This window comes from Croceicoccus gelatinilyticus (assembly GCF_018398395.1).
In the GTDB taxonomy this organism is placed as follows: domain Bacteria; phylum Pseudomonadota; class Alphaproteobacteria; order Sphingomonadales; family Sphingomonadaceae; genus Croceicoccus; species Croceicoccus gelatinilyticus.
Genome location: NZ_JAHCBF010000006.1, coordinates 79,876 through 104,980, shown reverse-complemented (window position 1 = coordinate 104,980; position 25,105 = coordinate 79,876). Strand labels below are relative to the sequence as shown.

At 61.9% G+C, this 25,105-nt stretch carries 26 protein-coding genes; 14 read left to right on the top strand and 12 right to left on the bottom strand.

Features of this window, described 5'->3' with window-relative positions; genetic code table 11:
• Nucleotide 1 precedes the first annotated feature (1 nt).
• The 3 genes from thiL (at nt 2) to KIH45_RS13660 (ending at nt 4,185) form a co-directional block, all read left to right on the top strand.
• Nucleotides 2-904 carry a thiamine-phosphate kinase gene (gene thiL / locus KIH45_RS13670; protein ID WP_213176596.1) on the top strand — a complete coding sequence of 301 codons (903 nt, stop codon included), beginning with the start codon at nt 2-4 and terminating at the stop codon, nt 902-904.
• A 111-nt stretch (nt 905-1,015) separates the two neighbouring features.
• Nucleotides 1,016-3,181, top strand: a complete 2,166-nt coding sequence (locus KIH45_RS13665) for a sodium-translocating pyrophosphatase (protein ID WP_213176595.1) — start codon at nt 1,016-1,018, stop codon at nt 3,179-3,181.
• Nucleotides 3,182-3,282: 101 nt separating this feature from the next.
• Entirely contained in the window at nt 3,283-4,185 is a 903-nt protein-coding gene (locus KIH45_RS13660; protein WP_213176594.1) for an acyl-CoA thioesterase, read from the top strand.
• An 89-nt stretch (nt 4,186-4,274) separates the two neighbouring features.
• Here the strand turns inward: KIH45_RS13660 and KIH45_RS13655 are convergent, their stop codons facing one another.
• Genes KIH45_RS13655 through KIH45_RS13645 form a run of 3 tightly spaced genes read right to left on the bottom strand, consistent with a single transcriptional unit; the run spans nt 4,275 to nt 7,248 of the window.
• On the bottom strand, nt 4,275-5,753 hold the full coding sequence (locus KIH45_RS13655; protein ID WP_213176593.1) for an SPOR domain-containing protein: 1,479 nt from the start codon (nt 5,751-5,753) through the stop codon (nt 4,275-4,277).
• A gap of 40 nt (nt 5,754-5,793) precedes the next feature.
• Nucleotides 5,794-6,513 (bottom strand): hypothetical protein, encoded by a 720-nt coding sequence (locus tag KIH45_RS13650; RefSeq protein ID WP_213176592.1) that lies wholly within the window; start codon nt 6,511-6,513, stop codon nt 5,794-5,796.
• Between the two features lie 15 nt (nt 6,514-6,528).
• The gene (locus tag KIH45_RS13645; RefSeq protein WP_213176591.1) at nt 6,529-7,248 is read right to left on the bottom strand and encodes an AAA family ATPase; all 720 of its coding nucleotides are present in this window, start codon (nt 7,246-7,248) and stop codon (nt 6,529-6,531) included.
• Between the two features lie 109 nt (nt 7,249-7,357).
• On the opposite strand from KIH45_RS13645, the gene KIH45_RS13640 reads away from it, so the two are divergent.
• Complete coding sequence (locus KIH45_RS13640; RefSeq protein ID WP_213176590.1) at nt 7,358-8,614, top strand: DUF418 domain-containing protein; 1,257 nt, start codon at nt 7,358-7,360, stop codon at nt 8,612-8,614.
• Nucleotides 8,615-8,645: 31 nt separating this feature from the next.
• Here the strand turns inward: KIH45_RS13640 and KIH45_RS19480 are convergent, their stop codons facing one another.
• Complete coding sequence (locus KIH45_RS19480; protein ID WP_213176589.1) at nt 8,646-8,936, bottom strand: hypothetical protein; 291 nt, start codon at nt 8,934-8,936, stop codon at nt 8,646-8,648.
• A gap of 36 nt (nt 8,937-8,972) precedes the next feature.
• On the opposite strand from KIH45_RS19480, the gene bfr reads away from it, so the two are divergent.
• The 3 genes from bfr to KIH45_RS13620 are packed head-to-tail and all read left to right on the top strand — an operon-like array spanning nt 8,973 to nt 10,328.
• Nucleotides 8,973-9,455 carry a bacterioferritin gene (gene bfr / locus KIH45_RS13630; RefSeq protein WP_213176588.1) on the top strand — a complete coding sequence of 161 codons (483 nt, stop codon included), beginning with the start codon at nt 8,973-8,975 and terminating at the stop codon, nt 9,453-9,455.
• Between the two features lie 3 nt (nt 9,456-9,458).
• The gene (locus tag KIH45_RS13625) at nt 9,459-9,896 is read left to right on the top strand and encodes a cytidine deaminase (RefSeq protein WP_213176587.1); all 438 of its coding nucleotides are present in this window, start codon (nt 9,459-9,461) and stop codon (nt 9,894-9,896) included.
• Between the two features lie 48 nt (nt 9,897-9,944).
• A complete protein-coding gene (locus tag KIH45_RS13620; protein WP_213176586.1) occupies nt 9,945-10,328 on the top strand; it encodes a hypothetical protein in 384 nt (127 codons plus the stop codon).
• 6 nt (nt 10,329-10,334) lie between these two features.
• Here KIH45_RS13620 and KIH45_RS13615 read toward each other — a convergent pair whose 3' ends face one another.
• Complete coding sequence (locus KIH45_RS13615; protein WP_225899919.1) at nt 10,335-10,733, bottom strand: DUF1761 domain-containing protein; 399 nt, start codon at nt 10,731-10,733, stop codon at nt 10,335-10,337.
• 157 nt (nt 10,734-10,890) lie between these two features.
• Between KIH45_RS13615 and rimO the strand changes: the two genes are divergently transcribed.
• The gene (rimO, locus tag KIH45_RS13610) at nt 10,891-12,258 is read left to right on the top strand and encodes a 30S ribosomal protein S12 methylthiotransferase RimO (protein ID WP_213176585.1); all 1,368 of its coding nucleotides are present in this window, start codon (nt 10,891-10,893) and stop codon (nt 12,256-12,258) included.
• 40 nt (nt 12,259-12,298) lie between these two features.
• Here the strand turns inward: rimO and KIH45_RS13605 are convergent, their stop codons facing one another.
• The gene (locus KIH45_RS13605; RefSeq protein ID WP_213176584.1) at nt 12,299-13,900 is read right to left on the bottom strand and encodes a M20/M25/M40 family metallo-hydrolase; all 1,602 of its coding nucleotides are present in this window, start codon (nt 13,898-13,900) and stop codon (nt 12,299-12,301) included.
• A gap of 152 nt (nt 13,901-14,052) precedes the next feature.
• On the opposite strand from KIH45_RS13605, the gene KIH45_RS13600 reads away from it, so the two are divergent.
• Nucleotides 14,053-14,814, top strand: a complete 762-nt coding sequence (locus KIH45_RS13600; protein ID WP_213176583.1) for a competence/damage-inducible protein A — start codon at nt 14,053-14,055, stop codon at nt 14,812-14,814.
• 272 nt (nt 14,815-15,086) lie between these two features.
• On the opposite strand, the gene rplA is transcribed toward KIH45_RS13600, so the two are convergent.
• Together rplA and rplK are read right to left on the bottom strand one after the other, a co-directional pair.
• Nucleotides 15,087-15,785 (bottom strand): 50S ribosomal protein L1, encoded by a 699-nt coding sequence (gene rplA / locus KIH45_RS13595; protein ID WP_213176582.1) that lies wholly within the window; start codon nt 15,783-15,785, stop codon nt 15,087-15,089.
• A gap of 4 nt (nt 15,786-15,789) precedes the next feature.
• Entirely contained in the window at nt 15,790-16,221 is a 432-nt protein-coding gene (rplK, locus tag KIH45_RS13590) for a 50S ribosomal protein L11 (protein WP_213176581.1), read from the bottom strand.
• 485 nt (nt 16,222-16,706) lie between these two features.
• Here rplK and KIH45_RS13585 point away from each other — a divergent pair, with 485 nt between their 5' ends.
• The 3 genes from KIH45_RS13585 to KIH45_RS13575 all read left to right on the top strand — a co-directional run bounded on the left by KIH45_RS13585 (nt 16,707) and on the right by KIH45_RS13575 (nt 19,085).
• The gene (locus KIH45_RS13585) at nt 16,707-17,393 is read left to right on the top strand and encodes a class I SAM-dependent methyltransferase (protein ID WP_213176580.1); all 687 of its coding nucleotides are present in this window, start codon (nt 16,707-16,709) and stop codon (nt 17,391-17,393) included.
• Between the two features lie 147 nt (nt 17,394-17,540).
• The gene (locus tag KIH45_RS13580; RefSeq protein WP_213176579.1) at nt 17,541-18,053 is read left to right on the top strand and encodes a hypothetical protein; all 513 of its coding nucleotides are present in this window, start codon (nt 17,541-17,543) and stop codon (nt 18,051-18,053) included.
• Nucleotides 18,054-18,149: 96 nt separating this feature from the next.
• Nucleotides 18,150-19,085 carry a lysylphosphatidylglycerol synthase domain-containing protein gene (locus tag KIH45_RS13575; protein ID WP_213176578.1) on the top strand — a complete coding sequence of 312 codons (936 nt, stop codon included), beginning with the start codon at nt 18,150-18,152 and terminating at the stop codon, nt 19,083-19,085.
• 1 nt (nt 19,086) lies between these two features.
• Here KIH45_RS13575 and KIH45_RS13570 read toward each other — a convergent pair whose 3' ends face one another.
• Together KIH45_RS13570 and KIH45_RS13565 are read right to left on the bottom strand one after the other, a co-directional pair.
• Nucleotides 19,087-20,124: a glycosyltransferase family 2 protein gene (locus KIH45_RS13570; protein WP_213176577.1), complete on the bottom strand. Its 1,038-nt coding sequence runs from the start codon at nt 20,122-20,124 to the stop codon at nt 19,087-19,089.
• The gene (locus KIH45_RS13565) at nt 20,125-21,765 is read right to left on the bottom strand and encodes a hypothetical protein (RefSeq protein WP_213176576.1); all 1,641 of its coding nucleotides are present in this window, start codon (nt 21,763-21,765) and stop codon (nt 20,125-20,127) included.
• Nucleotides 21,766-22,087: 322 nt separating this feature from the next.
• On the opposite strand from KIH45_RS13565, the gene KIH45_RS13560 reads away from it, so the two are divergent.
• Complete coding sequence (locus KIH45_RS13560; protein WP_213176575.1) at nt 22,088-22,258, top strand: hypothetical protein; 171 nt, start codon at nt 22,088-22,090, stop codon at nt 22,256-22,258.
• Nucleotides 22,259-22,320: 62 nt separating this feature from the next.
• Here KIH45_RS13560 and nusG read toward each other — a convergent pair whose 3' ends face one another.
• Together nusG and secE are read right to left on the bottom strand one after the other, a co-directional pair.
• Nucleotides 22,321-22,857 carry a transcription termination/antitermination protein NusG gene (nusG, locus tag KIH45_RS13555; RefSeq protein WP_213176574.1) on the bottom strand — a complete coding sequence of 179 codons (537 nt, stop codon included), beginning with the start codon at nt 22,855-22,857 and terminating at the stop codon, nt 22,321-22,323.
• 25 nt (nt 22,858-22,882) lie between these two features.
• Nucleotides 22,883-23,077 carry a preprotein translocase subunit SecE gene (gene secE / locus KIH45_RS13550; protein WP_213176573.1) on the bottom strand — a complete coding sequence of 65 codons (195 nt, stop codon included), beginning with the start codon at nt 23,075-23,077 and terminating at the stop codon, nt 22,883-22,885.
• A gap of 299 nt (nt 23,078-23,376) precedes the next feature.
• Between secE and KIH45_RS13545 the strand changes: the two genes are divergently transcribed.
• Nucleotides 23,377-24,909: an alanine/glycine:cation symporter family protein gene (locus KIH45_RS13545; protein WP_213176572.1), complete on the top strand. Its 1,533-nt coding sequence runs from the start codon at nt 23,377-23,379 to the stop codon at nt 24,907-24,909.
• Nucleotides 24,910-25,105: the final 196 nt, after the last annotated feature.

Below are 25,105 nucleotides of genomic sequence, written 5' to 3'. Positions count from 1 at the left end.
CGTGAGCGAAAGCGGCGAGGAACGTTTCATCGCCGCCCTGCGCGCCATCGCGACGACGCCGGGCGCGCGCGGCCTTGCCGACGATGCCGCCGAACTCAGGCTCACCAACACCACGCTTGTCGTCACCCACGACATGATGGTCGAAGGCGTCCACTGGCTGCCCGGACAGGACGCAGCCGACGTTGCCTATAAACTCGTCGCGGTGAACCTGTCCGACCTTGCCGCCAAGGGCGCGGCGGGCGAGGCGCTGATCCTGGGCTACATGCTGGGCGACGCCGATTGGGACGCGCGGTTTGCCGAAGGTCTGGCCGATGCGGTCGAGGCTTTCGGCGTGCCGCTGCTGGGCGGCGATACCGTCTCCACCCCATCGGGAAGCGCGCGCAGCATCGGGCTGACCGCGATCGGACGTCCCGCCGTCGTCCCTGCCCCCTCGCGCACCGATGCACGTCCCGGACAGGCACTCTGGGTCACGGGCGAACTGGGCGGTGCTCTCGCGGGGTTCGAGGCAGTTCAGGCCGGCTCGACCAACGAGGCGCTCACCCGCCCATTCCGCCGCCCTGCCCCGCGGATCGACGAAGGCCTCGCCATCGCACCGCTTGCGGGCGCGACGATGGACGTTTCCGACGGCCTTCTGCTCGACGCCGCGCGCATGGCCGACGCCAGCGGCACGACCATCGCCATCGACAGCGCCGCCGTGCCAGTATGCACGGCGCTTGCCGGTCGCCGCATGGAGGCCATGACGTGGGGCGACGATTACGAGCTTCTCTTCACGCTGCCCGAAGGGACCGAACCGCCCTTCAATGCCACGCGTATCGGCACGGTCCTGCCGCAAGGGCCCCATCCGCTCCTGCTCGATGGAGAGCCGCCGGCGGCGCAAACCCGCCTCGGATACCGCCACGGCTGACCGCGAAATGGCCTGTGCAAAGCGCGCTTGCGCCGCGCCCGATACCGTGTAGCTTCCCCTGCCGACGCCCCGCAAAAAGGGGCGCGGGACAAAATAGGAGGGGATTCCAACGTGGATCTAGTTACGATCGCCATCGTGCTGGGACTGCTTGCCGTGTTGTACGGCTTCGTCACCAGCCGCCAGGTTCTGGGCGCTGCCGCCGGCAGCGAGAGAATGCAGGAAATCGCCGCCGCTGTGCAGGAAGGGGCTCAGGCCTACCTCAAGCGGCAATACACCACCATCGCCATCGTCGGCGTGATCGTCGCGGTGCTGGTCGCCGTCTTCCTCGGACTGATCAGCGCCGTCGGCTTCGTGATCGGCGCGATCCTTTCGGGCGTTGCGGGCTTCATCGGGATGAACATCTCGGTCCGCGCAAACGTGCGTACGGCAGCAGCTGCGCAGACGGGCCTGCAGGAGGGCCTGACCCTTGCGTTCCGCGCCGGCGCGATCACCGGCATGCTGGTGGCAGGCCTTGCCCTGCTCGCGATCGCGGGTTTTTACGGATACCTCACGATGCTGGCCGGATACACGGTCGGCGGCGATGACCGCACGGTCGTCGATGCGCTGGTGGCGCTGGCCTTCGGTGCCTCGCTGATCTCGATCTTTGCGCGTCTTGGCGGTGGTATCTTCACCAAGGCCGCAGACGTCGGCGCCGACCTTGTCGGCAAGGTGGAAGCAGGCATCCCCGAAGACGATCCGCGCAACCCCGCCGTCATCGCGGACAACGTGGGCGACAACGTCGGCGACTGCGCCGGCATGGCAGCCGACCTGTTCGAGACTTATGTCGTGACAGTCGGCGCCACTATGGTGTTGACCGCACTGCTGCTTTCGGGCGTTCCGCAGCTTGCCGGGCTCATGGCGCTGCCGCTGCTGATCGGCGGTGCTTGCATCCTGACTTCGATCCTCGGCACCTACTTCGTGAAGCTGGGTTCCAAGCAGTCGATCATGGGCGCGATGTACAAGGGCTTCCTTGTCACCGCGATCCTGTCGATCCCCGCGATCTACTTCGTCACGCAGCTTGCGCTGGGCGACATGAACGCGCCGATCCAGGCAGGCGATCCGGGCCTTGTCGCCAATGTCGATCCGGGCATGCCCCTGTCGGAAGAAGGCACGGCCAGCCAGGTCGGCGGCTTTACCGGCATGGACCTGTTCTGGTGCTCGATGCTGGGCCTTGTCATTACCGGCCTCATCATCTGGATTACCGAGTACTACACCGGCACGAACTTCCGTCCGGTGAAGTCCATCGCCAAGTCGTCGGAAACCGGCCACGGCACCAACGTGATCCAGGGCCTTGCGATCTCCATGGAGGCGACCGCGCTTCCCACGTTGGTGATCGTGGCGGGCATCATCATCGCGTACCAGCTGGCAGGCCTTATCGGCATTGCCTACGGCGCGACCGCGATGCTGGCGCTTGCCGGCATGGTCGTGGCGCTCGACGCTTATGGTCCGGTGACGGACAATGCGGGCGGTATCGCGGAAATGGCCGACATGGACGCATCGGTTCGTGAAAAGACCGATGCTCTCGACGCCGTGGGTAACACCACCAAGGCCGTGACCAAGGGTTACGCGATCGGATCGGCGGGCCTTGCGGCTCTCGTCCTCTTCGCTGCCTACACGACCGACCTTGCCCACTTCTTCCCCGATCTCGACGTCGATTTCAGCCTCGAGAACCCCTACGTCATCGTCGGGCTTCTGCTCGGTGCATTGCTCCCGTACCTGTTCGGTTCGATGGGCATGACGGCAGTGGGCCGCGCGGCGGGCGACGTGGTGAAGGACGTGCGCGAGCAATTTGCGGCCGATTCCGGCATCATGGCCGGGACCAGCAAGCCGGACTATGCCCGCACGGTCGACCTCGTCACCAAGGCGGCGATCAAGGAAATGATCGTCCCCTCGCTGCTGCCGGTGCTGGCGCCGATCGTGGTCTATTTCGTGATCACCCTCATCGCGGGCCCGCAGAACGGCTTTGCGGCGTTGGGTGCCCTCCTCCTCGGCGTTATCGTGGGCGGACTTTTCGTCGCCCTGTCGATGACCGCGGGCGGCGGCGCGTGGGACAACGCCAAGAAGTACATCGAAGACGGCAACCACGGCGGCAAGGGCTCTGACGCCCACCACGCCGCGGTGACCGGCGATACCGTGGGCGATCCCTACAAGGATACCGCGGGTCCCGCCGTGAACCCGATGATCAAGATCACGAACATCGTGGCCCTGCTTCTGCTGGCGGCGCTTGCTGCCGGCTAAGACCTAGCCCCATGGTTGGGGTGCAGCCCCGCCCGGTCCGTCCGGGCGGGGCTTTTTCGTGGCGATTGACCTTCACCGAGAGGCAGACCAAAGAATCACCCATGACCGATAACGCCGAAGCCGAAATCCCGCAGCTTTCCCCGCAAGAACGTGTCGACGCGCTCGTCACCCTGCTGACGCTCGACAATGACGGCGAAAACCGGTTCGTCGGGCGGCGCAAGATCGGCGGCGTGGGCCGTATTTTCGGCGGACAGGTCGTCGCACAGGCACTGGCCGCCGCGTTCCGTACAGTTGATGAAGAGCGCAAGCCTCACTCGCTCCACGCCTATTTCCTGCGCGGCGGGGACGAAGACTTTCCCATCGAGTTCGAGGTCGACCGCCAGTTCGACGGCGGCAGCTTTTCCAACCGCCGCGTCGTGGCCAGTCAGAAGGGCCGTCCGATCCTCAATCTGGCGGCATCGTTCCACAAGGGAGAGGACGGGCCCGGCCACGCGGTTCCGATGCCCGGCGTGCTTCCGCCCGAAGACTTGCGCAGCGAGGCGGAACTGACCGCCGGGTCCAGCAAGGAAAGCAAGTTCTTCAAGCATATGCGCCGCAACCGCGCCTACGAAGTGCGCATGCCCGATGAAATGGCGCTGGAAAGCCGCGCCAATGTCGAACGGCCCTACATGTGGTTCCGTACGCTGGCCCCGCTGCCTGACGATGCGCAGTTGCATCGCCTCGTGCTCGCCTATCTCAGCGACTATGGCCTGCTGTCGGCATCAAAGCTGCGGCACGGCGGCTCCCGCTGGTCCGAAGTGCGCAAGGCGGCAAGCCTCGATCACGCGATCTGGTATCACAGCGATGCACGGGCGGACGACTGGCTGCTCTACGCATTCGAATCGCCGTGGACGGGAAGTTCGCGCGGGTTCAACCGCGGCAGCTTCTATACACGCGATGGCCGTCTTGTCGCGTCGACCGCGCAAGAAGGGCTGATGCGCTTCAACACCGACGACAACGAATAACCTTCCACCGCAAATGAAAGGGGCGGCACCTGCCCTGAGACAGGTGCCGCCCTTCATCCCCCTCCGCTGCGGCGGAGCGTCAAATCGTGTCAGTCGGCCTTGGCCACGCGGACCTTGTCCGCCTTGGCATTGGCCTTGGCGATCGGCAGGCAGCCGTGGCCGCTGCTCTTCACAGCCTTGCACATGGCAGCGGCGGACTTGGCATCGAAGCCACCGGCAGCGACGCGGAAATAGTCGGTGCCATCGACGCTGGCCTTGGTGATCACCGGCTGCTGGCCCTTGAGGTTCGAATAGCGCGACTGGAAGACCTTCCAGCCTGCACGGGCATTCGCCTCGCTGGTGTAGGAGCCGAGCTGCGCGATGTGCGTGCCGCTGGCCGACGGGGTCGGCAGCTTGGGCGCGGCAGGCTTGGCAGACGCCTTCGGCGCGGCCTTGGCCGGCGTGACGGCGGCGACCTTGACCGGCTTCGCCTCGACCGGGTCGGCCTTCTTCGGCGTCGGCTGGATCACGGCCATCTGCATCATGGCGGGCTTCGAAGCCGGGACCGATGCAGTCTGGACGCTTGAAGTCTTGGCGGCTTCCTTGGTGGGCGCAGCTTCCTTGGCCGGTTCGGCAAGGCGGGCGACGACGACCGGGTCGGCCTTCTTCGGCGCAGGAGCAGCAGCGGGCTTAACCGCCGGCTTGGGCTCTACCTTGGCTTCGGCAACCTTGACCGGAGCGGCCTTTACCGGTGCAGGCGCCGGAGCGGCCTTGACCGGGGCAGGTGCCGGTGCAGGCTTGCTTTCCGCCATCACCGGGGCCGGTGCGGGCTTTGCAGCCGGGAAGTTCGCAAGGGCGAGCTGCGCGGGCATGCCGGCATCGTCCTTGTATTCCGCGCCAACCAAACGGGCGACGCGAACGCCGACCTGGTCGGGACGGGCCGTCATGGCCCATTCGGTCATGCGCTTGTCGATCACGTCGGCAGGCACGTCCTGGGCCGCCATCATGCGGGCCTCGCGCCAGCGACCGTCAAGGGCGAAGGCATAGGCAAGGTTCTGACGGCTCTTGGGATTGTCGTTACCGGCGCGGATGTCGGACGCGATGATTTCGACGCCGCGGGCGGTTTCACCGGCCAGTGCAAAGGCGAGGCCGCGATCGGCTGCCGGAATGGCATTGCCGTGCTGGGCCAGCGTGCCAACCGCAGTGCGGGCGCTGCCGCTGCCGATTTCGGCAAGGGCCAGCATCAGTGCGGTGCGCGGGCTGCCGTCGCCAAGCGAGACTGCTTCGGCCAAAGCCTGGCGGGCCGAGGCAAGACGACCATCGCGAAGATAGGCCTTGCCCAGAAGCGTGCGGCGCGATGCGTCGCGCGGATCGGCCTGAACGGCTTCCTCGGCATAGCGAACGGCCTTGCCGGTTTCGTTCTCGGCCAGCGCCTCGCTTGCCTTGGCGACCGAACGGTCCCCTGCAATCGCGGGCTGTGCGACCATAGCGCCTGCCAGCATCGTGCCGGCAAGCAGCGGCGCGGCAACTGCGCCGAGGCCAAGGCGGCGGACGCGTTTCGCGGTTTCGAAGCGGATGCTCTTGCTCATCGGTTTCGGTCCTTGCTCTCGTATTCCCGGTGCGGCGGGATCAGTTCCACGAAGTGCCGGCGGGAGGCGTTGTAACACCCTTACCGGCCTGCTTTCCAAGATATTCCTCGATCGCATGCTCGGCAAAGTCTGCCTCGTGCATGCCCTGGCGGCCGGCGGCGGCGCGAAGCTGTTCGCGAAGGGCCGGGTTCAGGTGAAGAACGGTGATGGGTCCGCGGCCGAAGATGAGCGCCATGAAGTGCGCCCACGCGGCACGGATCTGTCCGAACAGGCCGACCGGGATTTCCTCGGCCACCGGCTCTGCGTAAACTGGCTCGGCTGCGACCGGAGCGGCTGCCACCGGCTGCGCGGCCGCGGCCTGCAGACGTTCCTGCATCTCGCCGACGGGGTTGGCCGCAGGCGTCGGCGTCCATGCCGGAGCCGAGGCGTTCCATTCGCTCGATTCGTCGTCGTAGCTGTCGGCCTCGTCCCAGTCGGGATCGCTCGACCCGCCGTTCACGTAAAGCGAATCGGCCGAATTGCTCATGGCGGTAAGGCCAATCGCGCTGCGCTGTCCGAAGTTGGGGGTGGAGGCTGCGCCGTCACCCATGTCGTTCCAGCCGCAGTCGTCCTCGGCGCCCGTCAGCCAGCCCGAAAGGCCGCCTGCATTGGCCGAGCCGAAGCCCGCCTGCTGAACTTGCGACTGTCGGCGCATGGCCGGACGTGCTGTGCCTTTCTTGGCCAGCAGTCCTCCTGCACCTGGTTGCATCGTACCTGCCATCACGTCGTCGCCTCCTTACGACCCGGCCACGCGGCGGCCGAAGCCACCTTGCGGACGACCGCCAGCCGAAGCACTCGTGCCCGGCTTCTGGCCGGCGAAAACGGTGCGACGGAAGTTCTTTTCGAGACGCTCTGCGAGGTACGCCCAGAGCTGTTCGATCTCTTGAGCCGAACGGCCGTAGGGATCGATTTCCATGACCGTGCGGCCGTCGATCATCGAGGCGGCAAAGTCGGTGCGGTGGTGAAGCACGACGGGCGCGACATTGCCGTACTGGGCAAGCGCTGCGGCGGCTTCGGAAGTGATGCGGGCCTTCGACAGGGCCGAGTTGACGACGAAGACCAGCGGCTTGTTGGCGCGGGCGCAGATGTCGACAGTGGCGCCCACGGCGCGAAGGTCATGCGGAGAGGGGCGAGTCGGAACGACGACCAGCTCTGCGACCGAGATCACAGACTGGATCGCCATGGTGATCGCGGGCGGCGTGTCGATGACGGCCAGCTTGAAACCCTGGTCGCGCAGCGTCGCAAGGTCCTGCGCAAGGCGGGCCACGGCGGTCTGTGCGAATGCGGGGAATTCGTCCTCGCGCTCGTTCCACCAGTCGGCGAGCGAGCCCTGCGGGTCGATGTCGATAAGAACGACCGGGCCTGCCCCGGCGCGCTGGGCCTGAACGGCCAGGTGACCCGACAAGGTCGTCTTGCCCGATCCACCCTTCTGTGAAGCCAATGCGAGTACGCGCACCGATGATCCCCTTCAGTGACACTGATATGCTGGCTGCCACTCTTGCGGTGTAACCCTAATTTTGCGTTAAGACTGACCGGATAGCGCGATAAAAAGGCCGACGCCGGACATGACGGACGACAATTCGCAGCCGCAAGTGGTTGCAGAACACCGAAGAATCCCCGTCATCGACCTTGCCCGCGGTTTTGCGATCCTTGGCATCCTGGTGATCAACGTGACGACGATGGCTGGCCCGGGACTCGCGGCCGGCACGCCCGACTGGCACGGCCATGCGCAAGGGCAGGACTGGGCAACCTTCACGATCACGTGGCTGTTTTTCGAAGGAAAGATGCGCGCCCTGTTCGCAACTCTGTTCGGGGTCAGCCTTGCGCTGTTCCTGTCTCGCGGGGACGAAGGGACGCGCATCGTCGAACAGGTCCGGCGCCTCTTGTGGCTGGCGATCTTCGGCTACCTGCACTTTGCGCTATTCTGGTGGGGCGACATCCTGTTCACTTACGCGATCGCGGGGATGGTCGCGCTGTTCTTCAAGGACCTGCCGCCATCGCGGCTCTTCATCATGGGAATTGGGGGTTACCTGTTCGTAAGCTTCGCCGCTGCCGGTCAGGTCTGGTCGACGCTGGCCGCATCCCACGCGGTTCACGCGGGAACGGCCACGTCGATGGAGGCCCAGTTCGTCGCGCAGAACGTGGCCTTCTTTGCCGAGCGGTCGGGCATGAAGATGGCGGAATATGCCCTGCCCTTCTTCGAAGCGCTGCGATACCGGATGACGGTGATGCCGACCTACCCTTTCACGCTGGCGGCGGAGGCGGTGTTCGAGGCGCTGCCCTTGATGCTGTGCGGGATGGGGCTGGCGCGCAGCGGCTTCTTCACGGGCCGATGGCCGCGCAAGTGGCTGGTGGTGATCGCCATCGTCGGCGCGGCAGTCGGGCTGGGTTGGTATGGAGGGATGCTGACCTATCTCGCCTCGCAAGGCTTCGACATCGTGGCCGCCAACCTGCTGCCCTATCGCATCGGCATGTTCGGAAGGTTTTTCACGACCGCAAGCTACCTCGCGCTGATCGCGCTGTTTGGTGCGGTGATCGCTCACGGGTGGCTGGGCCAGCGGATCGTCGCGGCGGGGCGTATGGCCTTCAGCAACTACTTGGGCTCGACCGTGGTAATGACGTTCCTGTTCCACGGCTGGGGCCTGAACCTCGGTGCCCGCGAATACGGCCACACGGCGCTGATGGCCTTTGTGCTGCTGGGCTGGGTGCTGATCCTCGGCTGGTCGAAACCGTGGCTATCGCGCTTTGGAATCGGGCCGCTCGAAGGGCTGTGGCGCATGCTGGCAGGCGTCGGAATCCGCAAGGCAAAGATAGCCACCTGAGCCAACGCACAATCACCATTTGATTTTGCAATCAATTCTCATTAACAAGATTCGCAGAGGCAACGGAGAGGCCGATTCGACGATGTACCTTTGCATCTGCAACGCAATCCGGGAAAAAGACTTCCGCACTCTCGCCCCCCTGTGCGGCGGCGACGCGGAGGAAATCTATCGTGAGCTCGGCCACGAGCCGCAGTGCCGCCAGTGCCTTGACGACGCGAACGACATCCTGTGCGAAATGGGCTGCGCCTGCGCCGCCTGAACCGCGGATAAGAGGCATTCTCAACAGGCGTTTACCCTTGCGCCTGCGGTACCAAGCGACCATCAAGGCTCCCTGATCTGAAAGCAGGAGTCCGGTCCGATGAAGGGTGACGCGAAAGTCATCGAGTACCTGAACAAGGCGCTCACCAACGAACTTACCGCGGTCAACCAGTACTGGCTGCACTACCGCATGCTCGACAACTGGGGCGTGGCGAAGCTGGCCGAGTTCGAGCGGCACGAATCAATCGACGAGATGAAGCACGCCGACCAGCTGGCCGACCGTATCCTGTTCCTTGACGGGCTGCCCAACTTCCAGGCGATCGGAAAGCTGAAGATCGGCGAGAACGTCGAGGAAATCCTCAAGGCCGACCTCGCGCTTGAGAACGAGGCTATTCCCCTGCTGCGCGACGCCATCGCGCATTGCGAGGAAGTGCGCGACTACGTCAGCCGCGACCTGTTCACGTCGATCCTCGACAGTGAGGAAGATCACGTGGATCACCTCGAAAAGCAGTTCGACATGATCGAGCGGATGGGTATCGAAAACTACGTCCAGCTCAACTCGAAGTCCGTCCACGACGAGTAATTCATGTCCGGTCACGACACCCTGATCGCCCGCGCCCGCGAGGCTGCGGCCAAGGCCCATGCGCCCTATTCCGGCTTTCACGTGGGCGCGGCGGTCGAGGCCGCCGACGGCACGGTCGTCACCGGCGCGAACATGGAAAACGCCTGCTACCGCCTTGGCATCTGTGCCGAGCAGTCGGCGCTGACGGCGGCGCAGCACGCTTTCGGGCTGAAGAACGTGGTCCGCATTGCGGTCGCCGGCGGCCCGTTGCAGGACGGCGCGATTGCGGGAAGCGATGTCGTGACGCCTTGCGGCGGTTGCCGTCAGGCGATTTACGAGGCGGCGGCGCTTTCGGGCCATGACGTCGAGATTGTCTCGGCCAGTGCGAGCGGCGATTCTGTCGAGGTCCGCACTATCTCGGCCCTGCTGCCCAGCGCCTTCGGACCCGACGCGCTGGCCTGACCTTCGCGTCTCGTGTTACTCCACGCGCCACGGAAGCGAGGGGGACACATGAAGCGCCTTATCACCTGCATCGCCGCAATCGGCCTCGCCGCTTGCTCCCAGGCACCTGGAGAGAGCCAAGCCGTCCCCTCCCCCGAAGTCGCGGGGTTCGAGGCCGTGCCCGGTACGTACGGCGTGGGTGACGAGACCACGATTTACGTCAAGACCCGCCTTGCCGAGGATGGCACTTACGTCGACATGGACGACAGCGGTCCCGTCGACGGCGGTACTTGGCGCGTGGACGGAGCGAAGATGTGCTTCGATCCCGAAGGCGACGGAGAGGACCGGCAGGAACGGTGCTGGACCAACGGCCCGCCCGATGCCGACGGCAGTTTCCTGTCGACCCGCGACGACGGCAGCCAGTCCTATCGCGTCACGCCCATCAGCGAATGACCGCGCCTAGCTGCGCGCGAAAAACGTAAAGCCCATCGCCAGATAGGCGCAAAGCCAGAAGCCCGCATCGATCAATGCAATCGCGCGCGGGTTCCGCTGGTGCAGGTAATTGGTCCAGAGCGCGGGGATCACGAAGAACAGCGCCACGCCCCCGCTCATCATCGGGTAGAGCCACCACTTCGACGGATCGGACAGGCGCGCGAACATGTGCCCCAGCATCGCGGCGGAAACCAGCACCAGCAGAAAAGTGAAGAAGATGGTCGTGAACGGCCTGCGCCGCACTTCTAGACCGCCTGGCCCTGCCATTACCGCCAGCGGGCGCGCGAAGAGCTTGTACCAGATCCCCGCGACCACCATGGCCGCCACCGCGGCGAGAAACACGCCAATCCAGTCGACAGGACCCATCCGAACTCCGTTTCGCTGATCCCGCTGTCCGGGCGGGAAAGGTTACCCCTGCAACCGGCCCTACACGTAAAATGCGCAAACTTTAAGGGCAGCACCGGCGCCTTGCGGACAACGAACCGCTGGCGCGCACGGCCCGTCGCGTGTATCGGCGCGGCAAATGGCTCAAGAAATCGCTCCCTCCCCCAAAGTCGGCATGGTCAGCCTCGGCTGTCCCAAGGCGCTCGTCGATTCCGAACGCATCCTCACGAAGCTGCGCGCCGACGGTTATTCCATGAGCGCCGATTACGAAGGCGCCGACGTCGTGCTGGTCAATACCTGCGGCTTCCTCGATTCCGCGAAAGAGGAAAGCCTCGACGCGATCGGCGAGGCGATTGCCGAAAACGGTCGTGTCATCGTGACCGGCTGCATGGGCAACGAGGCGGAGCTGATCCGCGCGAAGTATCCCGACGTCCTCGCCGTCACCGGCGCGCACCAGTATGAACAGGTGGTCGATGCCGTACACGAGGCTGCGCCCGCCGCGCGCGGGCCCTTCGTGGACCTGATCCCGCAGCCCGACATCAAGCTGACGCCGCGCCACTACAGCTATCTGAAGATTTCCGAAGGCTGCAATCACTCCTGCGCGTTCTGCATCATCCCGGACCTGCGCGGAAAGCTGGCCAGCCGCCGGATCGATGCCGTCCTGCGCGAAGCGGAAAAGCTGGTCGCGGCGGGCACCAAGGAACTGCTGGTCATCTCGCAGGACACTTCGGCCTATGGCGTCGATGTTCGCCATGAAGAGCGGATGTGGAAGGGCCACCCCGTCCGCACGCACATGACCGACCTTGCCCGCGAACTGGGCAAGCTGCGCACCCCGCAGAACGAAGTTCCGTGGGTGCGGCTGCACTACGTCTATCCCTATCCGCACGTCGACGCGGTCATCCCGCTGATGGCCGAAGGGCTGCTGACGCCCTATCTCGACATTCCGTTCCAGCACGCCAGCCCGTCGGTCCTGCGCTCGATGAAACGCCCGGCGAACGAGGCCAAGGTGCTCGACCGGTTGAAGTCCTGGCGCGAGATCTGCCCCGACATCGCGGTGCGGTCGAGCTTCGTGGTCGGCTTCCCCGGAGAGACCGAGGACGACTTCAAATACCTGCTCGAATGGCTGGAAGAAGCGCAGCTCGACCGTGTCGGCGGCTTCCGCTTCGAACCTGTCGAAGGCGCGCAGGCCAATGCCCTGCCCAATCCGGTGCCCGAAGAGGTCAAGGAAGAGCGTTACGCCCGCCTGATGGAAGTGACCGAGCGGATCAGCGCGGCCAAGCTTTCCGCCAAGGTCGGCCGCACGATCCCCGTCATCCTCGACGAAGTCGGCGAACCGGACAAGGACGGCGACATCGGCGCCACGGGCCGCAGCCAGGCCGACGCGCCCGAGATCGACGGCAATGTCTTCCTGCGTGACGTGCCCGAAACGGCCCGACAGGGCGACATCGTCAACGTGACGGTCGAGGACGCCGACGCCCACGACCTGTTCGGCGTTATCGTCCCCTGAACCTGAAAGGGCGGAGCCAGCCGGCCCCGCCCTTCCCGCATCATTTGTTCGGATCGGCGACCTTGAACGGGTCGGTGATCTTGGGCTCTGTCGGGATACCGGCGCGGGGCAGTTCCTCGTCGCTGTTGGCCGCCTGCCACAGCATCCCCGCCATCACGACCGACGCCTGACGCAAGTCTTCGGCCCGCAAGTGGTCGAGCGTGTCGAGGTTCGAGTGGTGCACGCGGCTGAAGTAGTCCAGCGGGTCCTGGATGAACTGATAGGCCGGAAGCCCGATACGCTGCAGATAGACGTGGTCGGTGCCGCCGGTCTTGCCCGCCACCACGCGATCCGCGTCCATCGAGGCGAAAGGCGCCAGCCACTTCGACAGCAGCGGGGTCACGCCAAAGTCGCTTTCGGCATGGATGCCGCGGAAACGCCCGCCGCCGTTGTCCATGTTGAAATAGGCCTTCATGTCGTCATAACCCGGCTTCTTCGTGACCGGCCACGCGCTGCCCCACGAACGGAACTGCGCCATCGGGGCAAGGCTGGTGTCGACCGGACGCGTCGCAAGATGCTGCTCGATATAGGCGCGCGAGCCGAGCAGGCCCTGCTCTTCGCCCGACCACAGCGCGAAGCGGATCGTGCGCTTGGGTTTCGGCAGCTGCGCAAGGATACGCGCCGCTTCCATCACCACGATCGTGCCCGCGCCGTTGTCCGCCGCGCCGTCGCCTGCAAACCAGCTGTCGAAGTGTGCTCCGGCCATGACATAGCCCGCCTTGGCATCGCGCCCCTTGATGTCGGCGATGACGTTCGCGGCCTTCGTGTCCTCGGTATCGAACGAGGCATCGATCGACAGCGAGATCGTCGGCGCCTTGCCGGTCTGCGCAAGGCGGACGAGGCGGCGATAGTCTTCCTGCGCCAGTTCCATCGCCGGAACCGCGAGAATTTCACCTGCCCGGAAATCATATCCCGTGCCGTGGACCAGCATCCCGTCGCGGTAGGACATGGCCACCATCGCCTGCGCGCCTTCCGCCTTCAGAAATTCGCCCAGCTTCTGCTTGAACTCGGCGCTGTCGAGGCGCTCTTCCCACGCGTGCGGATCGTAGGTTTCCTCCTTGAAGGCATCCTTCTTGGAAATGTCTTCGCCGGTATAGCGCTTGAAGACGGGACCATCCGATTCGCTCGTTTCGCCGGGCATCGAGATCAGCACCATCTTGCCGGCAAGCTTGCCGCGCCATTCGGCAAAATGCTCGACCTTGCTCATCGGCGCGACGACGACTTCGCCGGTGATCACGCCGTTCGTCGGCGGCGACCATGCACGGGGCAGCGCGGTCATGCGCAGCGGACGGGGCGAGACCATCGTGGCCGACCAGTCAACGAGGTCCCAGCCGTAACCGAACTCGAATTCCTCGCGGTGGATGTTGGTGAGGCCCATGTCCGCGAACTTGGCGATGGCCCAGTCCTGCGCACGGTCCATGTTGGCCGAATTGGTGAGACGCGGGCCGATGCCGTCCATCAGCTCGGACGCCGTCACCATCGCTTCGGACTGCTGGGTCCCTTCCTCGATGATGAAGGCGATGTCGTCCTTCTCGTCAGCGGCGGCGATCGCGGGATGGCTGGCGCACAGGAACAGGCAGGCAGCGGCAAGGCGCTTTGTCATCTAAGTCTCCGTTAGTGTGGGATTATTCGTCAGGCATTGGTTGAGGATGAAACTAATGCTGCGGTGGCGAAGGTAAAGTGAAAATCCACGTCATGCGGACATCGTCCACATCGGATTTGACCGGCAAGCCGCCACAAGGCAGGAGAGGCGCAATGACCCAGCCAAGCCGCATCTGGACCGCAGCCATCATCGTCATCGGTGACGAGATCCTGTCGGGCCGCACCCAGGACAAGAACATCTCGCAGATCGCCACCTGGCTTGGCATCCAGGGCATCCGCCTGCGCGAAGTGCGCGTCGTGTCCGACGACATGGACGCCATTGTGGAGGCGGTGAACATCTTGCGCGCGCGCAACGACTACCTGTTCACCACCGGCGGCATCGGCCCGACGCATGACGACATTACGGTCGACGCGGTCTCCGCCGCGCTGGGCGTGGAGGTGATCATCCACCCCGATGCGCGCGCGATCCTTGAAGATTACTACACCGACAAGGGCGGCGTGAACGAAGGTCGGTTGCGCATGGCGCGCACGCCTGCGGGCGCTTCGCTGATCCCCAACCGCTATTCGGGCGCACCGGGAATCCATGTCGAGAATATCTACGTCATGGCAGGCGTGCCGCACATCACGGCGGGCATGCTCGACGCGCTGACCGGATCGCTGGAAGGCGGCGAACCACTGATGAGCGAGACCGTCGGCGCATGGGTGCCCGAAAGCGAGATCGCAGGACTGCTGCTCGAACTCGAACGCGCCCACGAAGGGTCACAGATCGGCAGCTATCCCTTCTTCCGCGAAGGCCGGGTCGGCGCGAACTTCGTCGTCCGCTCGACCAGCGAGGACACGATCAAGAGCGTGATCGACAGCCTTTGCGAAGGGCTTGGCGAAATGGGCTACGACTTCACGCCGGGCGGTATCTGAACGCCGACGCGAATTGCCTCGGGTGACAAAGGTTACACCCTGTCACCCTGCATCATCGGACTGAGAGCCGCAGGATTGCGTAGGTTTCGCCCGTCACCGTTCGGTTGACAGGTTGGCGAGGAATTTCGACGATTTCACAGAGCGACGTCGACGCTAGCCCGCCTGTCGGCCTGTAGGACAGTATCAGCCGCAGTTTGCAGACAAAGAAAAAGGGCCGGGAGGACATGCCCCCCGGCCCTTTTTTTCATGAACCTTCGAGAAGGTCGCGGCGATCAGGCGCCTTCGACTTCGGCGAGGTCGATCTTCAGGCCCGGGCCCATCGAGGAAGTCACGGTGACCTTCTTGACGTACTTGCCCTTGGCGCCCGAGGGCTTGGCCTTGACGATCGCGTCGACGAATGCGTCGAAGTTCGCCTTCAGCGCGTCGTCCGAGAACGACAGCTTGCCGATGCCCGAGTGAATGATGCCCAGCTTCTCGACGCGGAACTCGACCTGGCCGCCCTTGGCGTCCTTGATGGCTTGTTCGACGTTCGGAGTGACGGTGCCCAGCTTCGGGTTCGGCATCAGGCCCTTGGGGCCCAAAACCTTACCGAGGCGGCCGACGACGCCCATCATGTCCGGCGTCGCGATGACGCGGTCATAATCGAGGTTGCCGTTCTGCATGTCTTCCATGAGGTCTTCGGCGCCGACCTTGTCGGCACCGGCGGCCAGAGCCTTCTCGGCATTGTCACCGCGAGCGAACACGGCGACCTTGACGTCCTTGCCGGTACCCGAGGGGAGCGAGACCATGCCGCGGACCATCTGGTCGGCGTGACGCGGGTCGACACCGAGGTTCATCGCGACTTCGACGGTTTCGTCGAACTTCGCGCTCTTCAGGTCGCGCAGGGTCTTCAGCGCTTCTTCAACGCCGTAGAGCTTTTCGTTGTCCAGCTTTTCGGCCAGCGACTTCTGCTTCTTGGTCAGCTTTGCCATGTGATCAGCCCTCCACCACTTCGAGGCCCATCGAACGCGCGCTGCCTTCGATGATCTTGGTAGCCTGTTCGATGTCGTTCGCGTTGAGGTCGGCCATCTTCTGTTCGGCGATCTCTGCGAGGACCGAACGCTTGATGGTTCCGGCCGAAACCTTGCCCGGCTCCTTCGAGCCCGACTTCAGCTTGGCGGCCTTCTTGATCAGGAACGAAGCCGGCGGCGACTTGGTCGTGAACGTGAAGCTGCGATCGGCGTAGACCGTGATGGTCGTCGGGATCGGCATGCCCTTTTCAAGGTCCTGCGTGGCAGCGTTGAACGCCTTGCAGAATTCCATGATGTTCACGCCGCGCTGACCCAGCGCAGGGCCGATCGGCGGGGACGGGTTGGCGGTGCCGGCGGGCACCTGGAGCTTGATATAGCCCTCGATCTTCTTGGCCATGATGGCCTCCTTTCACACTGTCGGACCGCCCCTTTCGAAAGCGATCCTCCTGATAAGCGGTACATACAGCGCCCGCTGGACGCCTCCCGCACGGAATCACCCGCCCGAAGGCAAGCGAAGGCGCGCACTTAGCGGTTTTGCGGGTGAATGCAAGCGATTCCCCCCGTCTCCCGGCCCGTTTAGCGGGATTTTAACCAAGTTCATTCAGTCAGGCTGTGACAAACGGGGTGATGTTCCGATAAACTTGGGCGGAACTCTGAGGGGCCGACAGACTTGGGCGGAACTCTGAGGGGCAGACAGAATGAGATTGAGGAGTTTGGGCGTTGTGAGGACCGCAAGACACGCGTCTGCAATCACCTGTAGATATTAGAAGGATGCCGTTTCGCCGGTCGCCCAAGTCTTTTTGGCTCGACGGAGATTAGAAAGCTGCTCATTTTAATCAAACAGATGACACGTCAGCGGGAGTATAAAGGGCCAAATCTCTAATGAAGAATTATGTTGCCCCGCCTTGCTGGTCGGACTTCGATGACATGTGGTTATCGAATTACGACGATGCCAATTACGGCAGCAGCCTGAGCGCGCTGGTGCTCGGCAGCACCCACTCGCTTATCGAGAAAGACGAGCGACTCAAGTCTAGTTATTCGTCTGTGCTCGAAATCGGTGCGGGCACGATGGCGCATTTCGGCTCGGTGAAACACAACTTCGACCGCTATCTTGCCTCGGATGGCAACCCTGACGTCGTCGAATGGCTTAAAAAGCGTGAGTGGGATCCCCGCGTGGAAGTGCTTCAGATTGAAGGCGGAACCCTGCCCTTCGAGGACGACAGCATTGATCGTGTCATTGCGACCCACGTTCTCGAACATGTAAACGATCCGGTCGAGGCTTTACGTGAATGGGCACGCGTCATTAAACCCGGTGGCGTGCTTTCGCTAATCCTCCCCTGTGATCCGGGCATCTTATGGCGGCTTGGCCGTGCATTGGGACCTCGAAAACATGGCCTCAGGGCAGGACTTCCCTATGACTATTACATGGCAATCGAGCATCGCAATCCGATCCACAATCTGCGCCATGTGGTCGGGTTCCATTTCCCGAAACGGTCCGAGAAATGGTGGCCACTCGGTATCGCCTCACCCGATCTCAATCTGATATACGGGGTCAATTGCTACATCTGACGTCGGTCAGCGCCGGGAAGAAGCGACATCCAACTCCGTTATATCCTTTCAGCCGGACGTACCGGCACGGTGTTTCTCGAAAGGCTGATCAATCGGCAATTCGGGAACCAAACTGCCCAGCATGAGCCGTCGATTACGAGGTGGCAGATGATGCTCGCCAACATGCGTAACGACTTGGGGGCGGGCAACGACCTGCTGCGGGCGTTCTTCCACCGTTCGCGTAATCGCAGGCTGGCAGAACGCGGCGAGGAATACGTCGAGATCAATCCTTTTCTCTGCCCCATGACTGACCTGCTGCCTGAAAGCGGCAAGACATTGCGAGTTGTCCACATGGTCCGCGAACCAGGCGACTGGGCAATATCCATTTCGGACTTCAAGGCGTCCGCGCGCTTTCGTGACGTGATAAATCATGTCCCTTTCGCAAAGCCCTACCCTTCTCCACGCCCCCCGGGGTGGGGAAACCGTCCCGAGATTGAGCGTGCGCTGTGGCGATGGCATTGGTGCAACAGCCGGATCGAAGATCTGAAACCTCATTGCGAAGCCTACTCTCTCGTTCGCTATGAAGATGTGTTCTCGACCGACTTGGAGTCGGCCAGCGAAACGATCGATCTTTTTATCCCGGACACTAAATTTATAGGAGCTGCTGCGGTCGGAAATTGACTCTTCATTCGCAGCGAATAAGTCCGGCGCGGAGTAAAAATTGGCAATCGGGGCAATACAGAATGATTGGGATCGACTGCGAATTGGCATCAAAATATGGCTACTAGGCGTATAGCATTCAGAAGCCTTGCCGCGCTCGTAGTCAGCGGTGCGACTCTTTCAATCCTCATCAAACTGGCTGATCTGGATTGGCGCGATTACTCGAGAATTGGCTTCCACGGATTTTCCCTCGTCGTCGGCCTTCATATTTTGGCCCTCCTAATGCGCGGCTGGCTGATGAGCCAGTTGTCGCACAAGCAAAACGAAGGGTTTGCCGGGACGATAGCTTGGGTTCATCTCGCAGCCCGGCATCAGTTCATCTTCACGGTCCTGCCGACAGGGCTTGGCGACTTGCTGTTTCCGGCTCTCGCCAAGAGACTGGTGGGTCGCACGACTGCAAATGCCTTTTCAGTCATCGCACAGGTCCGCTCCAGAGACTTGGTCATGTTGATTACTCTTGCCTTGGGGGGGGGCCTGATTATCGCAGGAAACAAGTGGGTCGCGGCAGCCTTTGGGATTCCTGCGCTCGCTGTTCTTTTCTATTCGGACAAGGTTTTTCGATTGTCCTTGCGTATCGTTCGCAGGCCCCTGCCCCACGGAAAACTGGCCGATTTCCTTGAGGCCGTCGCTTTATCCGACCCGCCTAAGCCTTTCGCTCGCCTGAAATTGACGCTCGCAAGCATTTTGGATTGGATTTTTGTAACGTGCAGCGTCGTTGCTGCTTTCGACGCCATCGGCCAGCCAGTGTCGGTAGGGGTGGCAATGCTGTTTCTCGCCGGGATCAATTTCTTCGGTGCACTGGCCATTTCAATCGGCGGCTTGGGCATATCGGAAACTGGCGGAGCGGCGGCTCTGGTACTCGCGGATCGGTCAGTGAAAAACGCCTCCGCTCTGTCGCTGCTGACAAGACCCCTGCTTCTTGTATCGATGCTTTCTGCAAGCGTGTTGATTGACCTCATCTTGACAGGTGCAAAACTGCTACATCGGCGGTAATTCAGGTTTCTTTTGGCGGCCTTTTCAAGTCGCGCTTCAACAGGACGGTCAGACTGCTCGCCCTAGAATTCATCGTCTGGTTGGGATTCTTCGAGATATCGTAATGCAGGAAGGAAAGCAGCAGTTGGAAACCGACTAGCACGGGCGTCACGCTCAGCATGACCGTACCCGCAGTAGCAGGCATTCCGGTACGCGAACTCTCTACCCATTCGAAAATGCCGAAAACCAGCCCGAAGGTCAGCAGTAAAAGCCCACCCAGCAAGCTTAGCGAAGCGACATCGAAATTGCGCAGAATATAATTGTAGACGACACGTTTGGTGAAGTTGCGGAGGTGGAGCAACGGGAAGGTAAGCATCGAGTGGGTAATGCTGAGGTTGCTTTTCTCATCGCCGTAGATCGCTTCCATCGGCTGGTCTATCACCAGCGCGCCAAAAGTATTCAGCCGGAAAAGAAGGTCGGATTCGAAGAAGTATCTCTCGTTTACTTTGTTGAGCGGCAGGATGCGCACTGCATCGGCGCTGATGGCGGTGAAGCCGTTGGTTGGATCGGAGATATTCCAATAGCCGGACGAGAGGCGCGAAAAGAACGTGAGGCCAGCATTTCCCATAAGGCGTAAGAGCGGCATCGAGCGCACGCTTTCGATATCGAAAAAGCGATTTCCTTTGACGTAATCCGCTCGTCCTTCGAGGACCGGTCGAGCCAGTAGAGGCGCAAAAGCCGGGTCCATCTGACCGTCGCTATCGACCTTCACTATAGCTGTCGCTCCAAGCTCGACCGCCCGCCTGTAACCCGCCACCGTAGCTCCACCGACACCGAGATTTTGAGCATTTCTTACAAGAGATATGCGATTGTCACTTTCGGACAGCTTGGCCATCACCTCGGACTGCCCATCGTCGCTCCGATCGTCGACCAGAACGATTATCGACACTTCCGGAGGCACCGAACTCACGACATCGCCGATCGTCGCGCTGCATTTGTAGCATGGGACGACAACTGCGATTTTGCCGGTGCCCTCGATTTCTTTGCGATGATCGTTCAATTACCGCCCCTCTCGTCGTACATAGGCATCGAGATTTGGCACAGGTGATGGTACTTGCTCGTAGTTCCTCCAAGCTTTGTTAAAAGCTTCGTTTTCACGATAGAATTCGAGATGGTCGAAGTTGCGCGCGCCGATAGCATGTCGGACCTTGGCCACATCAACCAGTACCAGCGCCGGCTTTTTCGCGATATCCCGCGCCATTGCTGCGCGCTCCGCTCGCTCAACGAAGGCCAGCAGTTTGGGGGCGTTCAACCCGCTTTCACGCAACTTGATCACTGCGGGTAGAAAAATACGACTGTTGCTCGTCGAGCTCCAATATCGGTCCGCGTAGATGGTGATTGGAAACCCTGGATAAGGGTGGGTCGAGATCGCTAGGTATGGCTCACCGGGTGGGACCTTCTCTTGGACAAAGTCGACTACTTTCGCCGTACGCGCATACAGTGGCTGACCCGGCTGACTGGCCATCAGCCACAGTACTGGCGTTGTGAGAGACGCTACACCGACTAGAACCAACAGGAATGCGTGACCGATGCGGATCGGGTAGTCCAGACCGCGTAGCAGCAAAGCATTGGCGATTATGACCAATGTGTAAGCCGGATACAAATGATAGGAATAGTATTTGGCTTGGATCACGGCTGCGATCAGGAAGCCCACACTAGCCAAGAGGATCTGCAGCGGCATCCCCGTGGGCCTTTTTCGTGAAATCACCAAAGCCACCACACCCATTAAGAGCGGGAAAAAGAAAAGCACGGCAATCTTTTGCATATAAGCCAGCGAGGGCTGCTCGAATGCCCAGTATGCCTTGGATATTGCGGGCACCGCCTCGAACAACCAGGCGCGAGCCCAAATGAGGATTGCTAGGGAATATGCTACAATGGCGATTGCTGCGCCCACGGCTTCGCCTCGCCACAATAAGGCCAACCGGCGCTGATGAAGAATGAGCGCGGCTTCGACGAGCAGAGGAACCAAAACAAAATAGGGTTTCAGAGCAATGCCAAGTCCTGCCGACAATCCAATTAGAACAGCGGTGCGCCTGTCGAGATTCAACCCGTCGAACCTAATGCCCGCCGCAAGGATATAGGGCAGCGACAGCATCACCGTGATATGTTCACGCTGCCCAAAATCTCGGTAAGCACCAAGAGTGAATAAGGTGGCGCAAACCAGCATAAAAATTACGCGCCAGACGCGGTCATGACCGGCCAAACGCAAAAGTCGATCTGAACTGATAAGCGATAGGGCCGCGATGACCGTAATGAATATGCGAAACGCATGTTCAACGGGGATGCCCAGAATGCGTGCAACTATATTTGGAAAGTGGGACATCCAGAATATGAGTGGTGGGTTGGATTCCACGACGTCCCTGCCGAACCAACCACCGTCCAGTAGAACGCCGGAACCATAGAGGACCCAAACTACATCGTGATTGAGAAATGTTCGGCTCAACAGGGCAACGCTGATCATGACCGCCAAGGTTGGCAGTAAAACCAGCCAACCCAGCCGATCCGCTGCTTGATTTTCAGAATCCCCCCCCCGGAACATCTTGGTCTGCTTCCCCAGTCCTATGGTGGGCGCCAATTGCCCCTGAGGTTTTCTAAAGCAGAAGCCCGCCGCCCTTGCAAATCGTAGCTCTTGCAAGAGCATTGTTTTACCCTGTCGCCTGACTGCTCATGGCTTGGATCCTGACTACTTAAAACCCACGCGGCACGCTCGCCAAATGGCGAGATAAGGGGTTTCCGACTTTGAAATTTGCAGCGTTAGTCTTGCATCAAGTCCGCGCCGACAGGCGATAATCGTTATCGACCAAAAAATGTTGTTTCGTTGTCATGCGAGCTTAGTGTTCGGAGCAGATGCGCGACACTGATATCGAAGGCAAATTCGACAGTGATTTTAGTGCTATTCTCACCCGTTTTGCAGCAGTCTGCAGACCCATCACACGGCAACGCTGACGGGCGGCAACACGCCGGTGGAGACCGTGTTCGAAAAGCTGGCTCTTGCCCCCAGTGCGGAGGCGCTGGACCATGCGGGCGGACTGCTGCGGCCCCTGCCCCGGCGGCGCGAGGCCAGCGGGTGCGACGAGGAGCTGCTGAAGTCCGCGACGGACCTGTTCGAGACGATCCGCGAAAGAGCGATCTGACGCAGATACGAAAAGGGGCAGCCGAAGCCGCCCCTGTCGCATTTTCGCATCGCTGCGAGGTCTTACTTCGAGAGTTCGACCTGCTCGAAGTCCAGTTCGACCGGCGTTGCGCGGCCGAAGATCGAGACGCTGACCTTGACCTTGTTCTTGTCGAAGTCGAGCTCTTCCACCACGCCGTTGAAGCTGGCGAACGGGCCGTCGAGCACCTTGACCGAATCGCCGATTTCGTAATCGACGCTAATCTCGCGCTTGGGCTGCGATGCCATTTCCTCGCGCTGGCCGAAGTAGCGGGCGGCTTCGCGTTCGGAAATCGCCTGCGGCTTGTTGTTGTTGCCGAGGAAGCCGGTGACCTTCGGCGTGTTCTTCACGAGGTGGTAGATGTCGTCGTTCATCGCCAGCTTGGCGAGGACGTAGCCCGGCATCGTCTTGCGTTCGGTCTGGACCTTCTTGCCGCGCTTGACCTCGGTGACGGTTTCGGACGGAACCTCGACCGCTTCGACAAGCGCTTCGAGACCGGTGCGCTCCGCTTCGGCGAGGATTGCTTCCTTCACCTTGTTTTCGAAGCCGGAGTAGGCGTGGATGATGTACCAGCGAGCCATGTTGTTTTCCTGAATATCCTGTCGATCAGACCAGCGACAGCAGCCACTGCATCACCGCGCCGAACAGCGAGTCGATGCCGAGGAAGAAGATCGAGAGAATGACCATCATGATGCCGACGAAGATCGCCGTGCTGGTCGTCTCCTTGCGGGTCGGCCAGACGACCTTCGAACCTTCAGCCTTCACCTGGTTAATGAATTCACCGGGGCTGGTCTTGGCCATGTCTCGTCTCTCAATCCTGCCATTGCGGCGTTGATGTCTTTCGGCATCGGTCCATCGCCGCTCCGAGCGAGGCTGGGAGACGGCTTGTAAAGTTCCGATGTCGGAATTGCGCATTTGCCAATAGTAGCGCACGCGCCTTGGTGCAAGGGGTGACGCGCCCTTGCGTGGCCCCGATGGCACGAATGTCGGCCCGATCCGCACCGATGGACCGTGCAAAGGGTGCGATTGGCGCTTTCCAAGCGTGTGACAGACCGATAGCAATTGAAACCATTCTGCAATCGGGATCACGGGACAACTGCATGACAGTAGCACCTCAGGCGGGACCAAGCCTCATCGACCACGTAACGAACGTATCGGATTTCATATGGGGCGGTACGTGGAACGGGGATCCCGTCCTTGCCATCGGAGGACAGCCTCTCCCGCCGATGACGATCATCCTGCTGGGCATCGGCCTGTGGATCATGGTGGGGCTGCGTTTCTATCCGATCCTGAAACTGGGCAGCGCTTTTGCGGGCCTGTTCAAAAGCCGCAAGGGCGCCGGCGCGGGCGAGATCAGCCCCTTTGCCGCGCTTTCCACCGCGCTGTCGGGTCAGGTCGGCACGGGTAACCTTGCCGGTGTCGCCACGGCCATCGCGCTGGGCGGGCCGGGTGCGATCTTCTGGATGTGGATCACGGCGCTGATCGGCATGGCGCTGGCCTTTGCCGAAGGGTCGCTTGCCATTCGCTACCGCGAAAAGACCAGTGACGGTTCCTATCGCGGCGGCCCGATGAGCTACATCATGATCGGCCTTGGCCCGAAATTCACATGGCTGGCGATCATCTTCTGTATCGGCACGCTGGCCTCGGCCATGGTGACTGGCAACATGATCCAGTCGAACGCGATGGCCGACGGGATGAACGAACTGTTCGGGATCGAGGAATGGCTGGGCGGCCTGATCACCGCGATCATCGTGCTGATCGTCATCCTTGGCGGCATCAAGTCGATCGGCAACGTGGCTGAAAAGATCATTCCTTTCATGGCCGGTGCCTACATCATCATGGCGGTGACGGCGCTGATCCTGAACTTTGCGGATCTGCCCGAGACCTTCGGCCTGATCTTCTATGGCGCATTCAATCCGCAGGCGGCGACCGGTGGTTTCGTGGGCGCGGCCATCATGCTGGCCATTCGTGCCGGTGTCGCGCGCGGCCTGTTCTCGAACGAGGCCGGACAGGGCTCGACCCCGATCGCCCACGCCGTCGCACAGACCGACGATCCGCAGCAGCAGGGCCGCATGGCGATGATGGGCACTTTCATCGACACCATCGTCATCTGCACGATGACCGCGCTGGTCATGCTGACGGTTGAAGGCAACTTCACTGCCGGGGGCGAGACCGTGCGCCATGCGTGGAATTCGGACCTCCAGGGCTTTGCCATGACCAGCGGCGCCTTTGCCGCCGCATTCCCGTTCGAAATCGTGAACGTGCCGCTTGGCACGCTGATCGCGTCGCTGGCGCTGATCCTGTTCGTGTTCACGACGCTTTTGACGTGGAGCTATTACGGCGAACGCGCGATCACTTTCCTTTATGATCGCGTCCCCGGCTCCACCCGCGGCGGCGAGAAAGTGCTGCACCTGATCTGGCGCGTGCTGTGGTGCGTGGTGATCTTCTTCGGCGCTTCGCAGGACCTGACGCTGGTCTGGCGCCTTGGCGACATCTCCAACGCGGCGATGGCGCTGCCCAACCTGCTGGCGCTCGCGCTGCTGTCGGGCGTGGTGTTCAAACTGGCCAAGGGACAGCGCAAGGCTGGCCCCGACCACATCCGCGCAACGCCGGAAGAGCCGGAGGAATACTGACCCTACCGGCCATAGGCTGACACGATGAAGGGCGGCGCGAATCGGTTCGCGCCGCCCTTTTCATTTGGCCGCGCGACGGGCCGAGCGCTGGCATGGACGGGCCGAAATCGCCGATTTGCGGGCAAGATCCAAATATGGCGAAAATTTGCTCCGGTGGCCGAACAGGCTGCTCCACCCGTCCCGGATTTCGCCGCCG

Excerpts from the sequence above, each read along its gene's own strand:
- KIH45_RS13640 (WP_213176590.1), top strand. The coding sequence starts at position 7,358 with ATGACGGACGACAATTCGCAGCCGCAAGTGGTTGCAGAACACCGAAGA.
- KIH45_RS13575 (WP_213176578.1), top strand. The coding sequence starts at position 18,150 with ATGGCTACTAGGCGTATAGCATTCAGAAGCCTTGCCGCGCTCGTAGTC.
- KIH45_RS13660 (WP_213176594.1), top strand. The coding sequence starts at position 3,283 with ATGACCGATAACGCCGAAGCCGAAATCCCGCAGCTTTCCCCGCAAGAA.
- KIH45_RS13600 (WP_213176583.1), top strand. The coding sequence starts at position 14,053 with ATGACCCAGCCAAGCCGCATCTGGACCGCAGCCATCATCGTCATCGGT.
- bfr (WP_213176588.1), top strand. The coding sequence starts at position 8,973 with ATGAAGGGTGACGCGAAAGTCATCGAGTACCTGAACAAGGCGCTCACC.
- rplK (WP_213176581.1), bottom strand. The coding sequence starts at position 16,221 with ATGGCCAAGAAGATCGAGGGCTATATCAAGCTCCAGGTGCCCGCCGGC.
- KIH45_RS13580 (WP_213176579.1), top strand. The coding sequence starts at position 17,541 with ATGATGCTCGCCAACATGCGTAACGACTTGGGGGCGGGCAACGACCTG.
- nusG (WP_213176574.1), bottom strand. The coding sequence starts at position 22,857 with ATGGCTCGCTGGTACATCATCCACGCCTACTCCGGCTTCGAAAACAAG.
- rplA (WP_213176582.1), bottom strand. The coding sequence starts at position 15,785 with ATGGCAAAGCTGACCAAGAAGCAGAAGTCGCTGGCCGAAAAGCTGGAC.
- KIH45_RS13565 (WP_213176576.1), bottom strand. The coding sequence starts at position 21,765 with ATGCTCTTGCAAGAGCTACGATTTGCAAGGGCGGCGGGCTTCTGCTTT.
- KIH45_RS13615 (WP_225899919.1), bottom strand. The coding sequence starts at position 10,733 with ATGGGTCCTGTCGACTGGATTGGCGTGTTTCTCGCCGCGGTGGCGGCC.
- KIH45_RS13545 (WP_213176572.1), top strand. The coding sequence starts at position 23,377 with ATGACAGTAGCACCTCAGGCGGGACCAAGCCTCATCGACCACGTAACG.
- KIH45_RS13620 (WP_213176586.1), top strand. The coding sequence starts at position 9,945 with ATGAAGCGCCTTATCACCTGCATCGCCGCAATCGGCCTCGCCGCTTGC.
- KIH45_RS13625 (WP_213176587.1), top strand. The coding sequence starts at position 9,459 with ATGTCCGGTCACGACACCCTGATCGCCCGCGCCCGCGAGGCTGCGGCC.
- KIH45_RS19480 (WP_213176589.1), bottom strand. The coding sequence starts at position 8,936 with ATGGTCGCTTGGTACCGCAGGCGCAAGGGTAAACGCCTGTTGAGAATG.
- KIH45_RS13585 (WP_213176580.1), top strand. The coding sequence starts at position 16,707 with ATGAAGAATTATGTTGCCCCGCCTTGCTGGTCGGACTTCGATGACATG.
- KIH45_RS13655 (WP_213176593.1), bottom strand. The coding sequence starts at position 5,753 with ATGAGCAAGAGCATCCGCTTCGAAACCGCGAAACGCGTCCGCCGCCTT.
- KIH45_RS13650 (WP_213176592.1), bottom strand. The coding sequence starts at position 6,513 with ATGGCAGGTACGATGCAACCAGGTGCAGGAGGACTGCTGGCCAAGAAA.
- rimO (WP_213176585.1), top strand. The coding sequence starts at position 10,891 with ATGGCTCAAGAAATCGCTCCCTCCCCCAAAGTCGGCATGGTCAGCCTC.
- secE (WP_213176573.1), bottom strand. The coding sequence starts at position 23,077 with ATGGCCAAGACCAGCCCCGGTGAATTCATTAACCAGGTGAAGGCTGAA.
- KIH45_RS13605 (WP_213176584.1), bottom strand. The coding sequence starts at position 13,900 with ATGACAAAGCGCCTTGCCGCTGCCTGCCTGTTCCTGTGCGCCAGCCAT.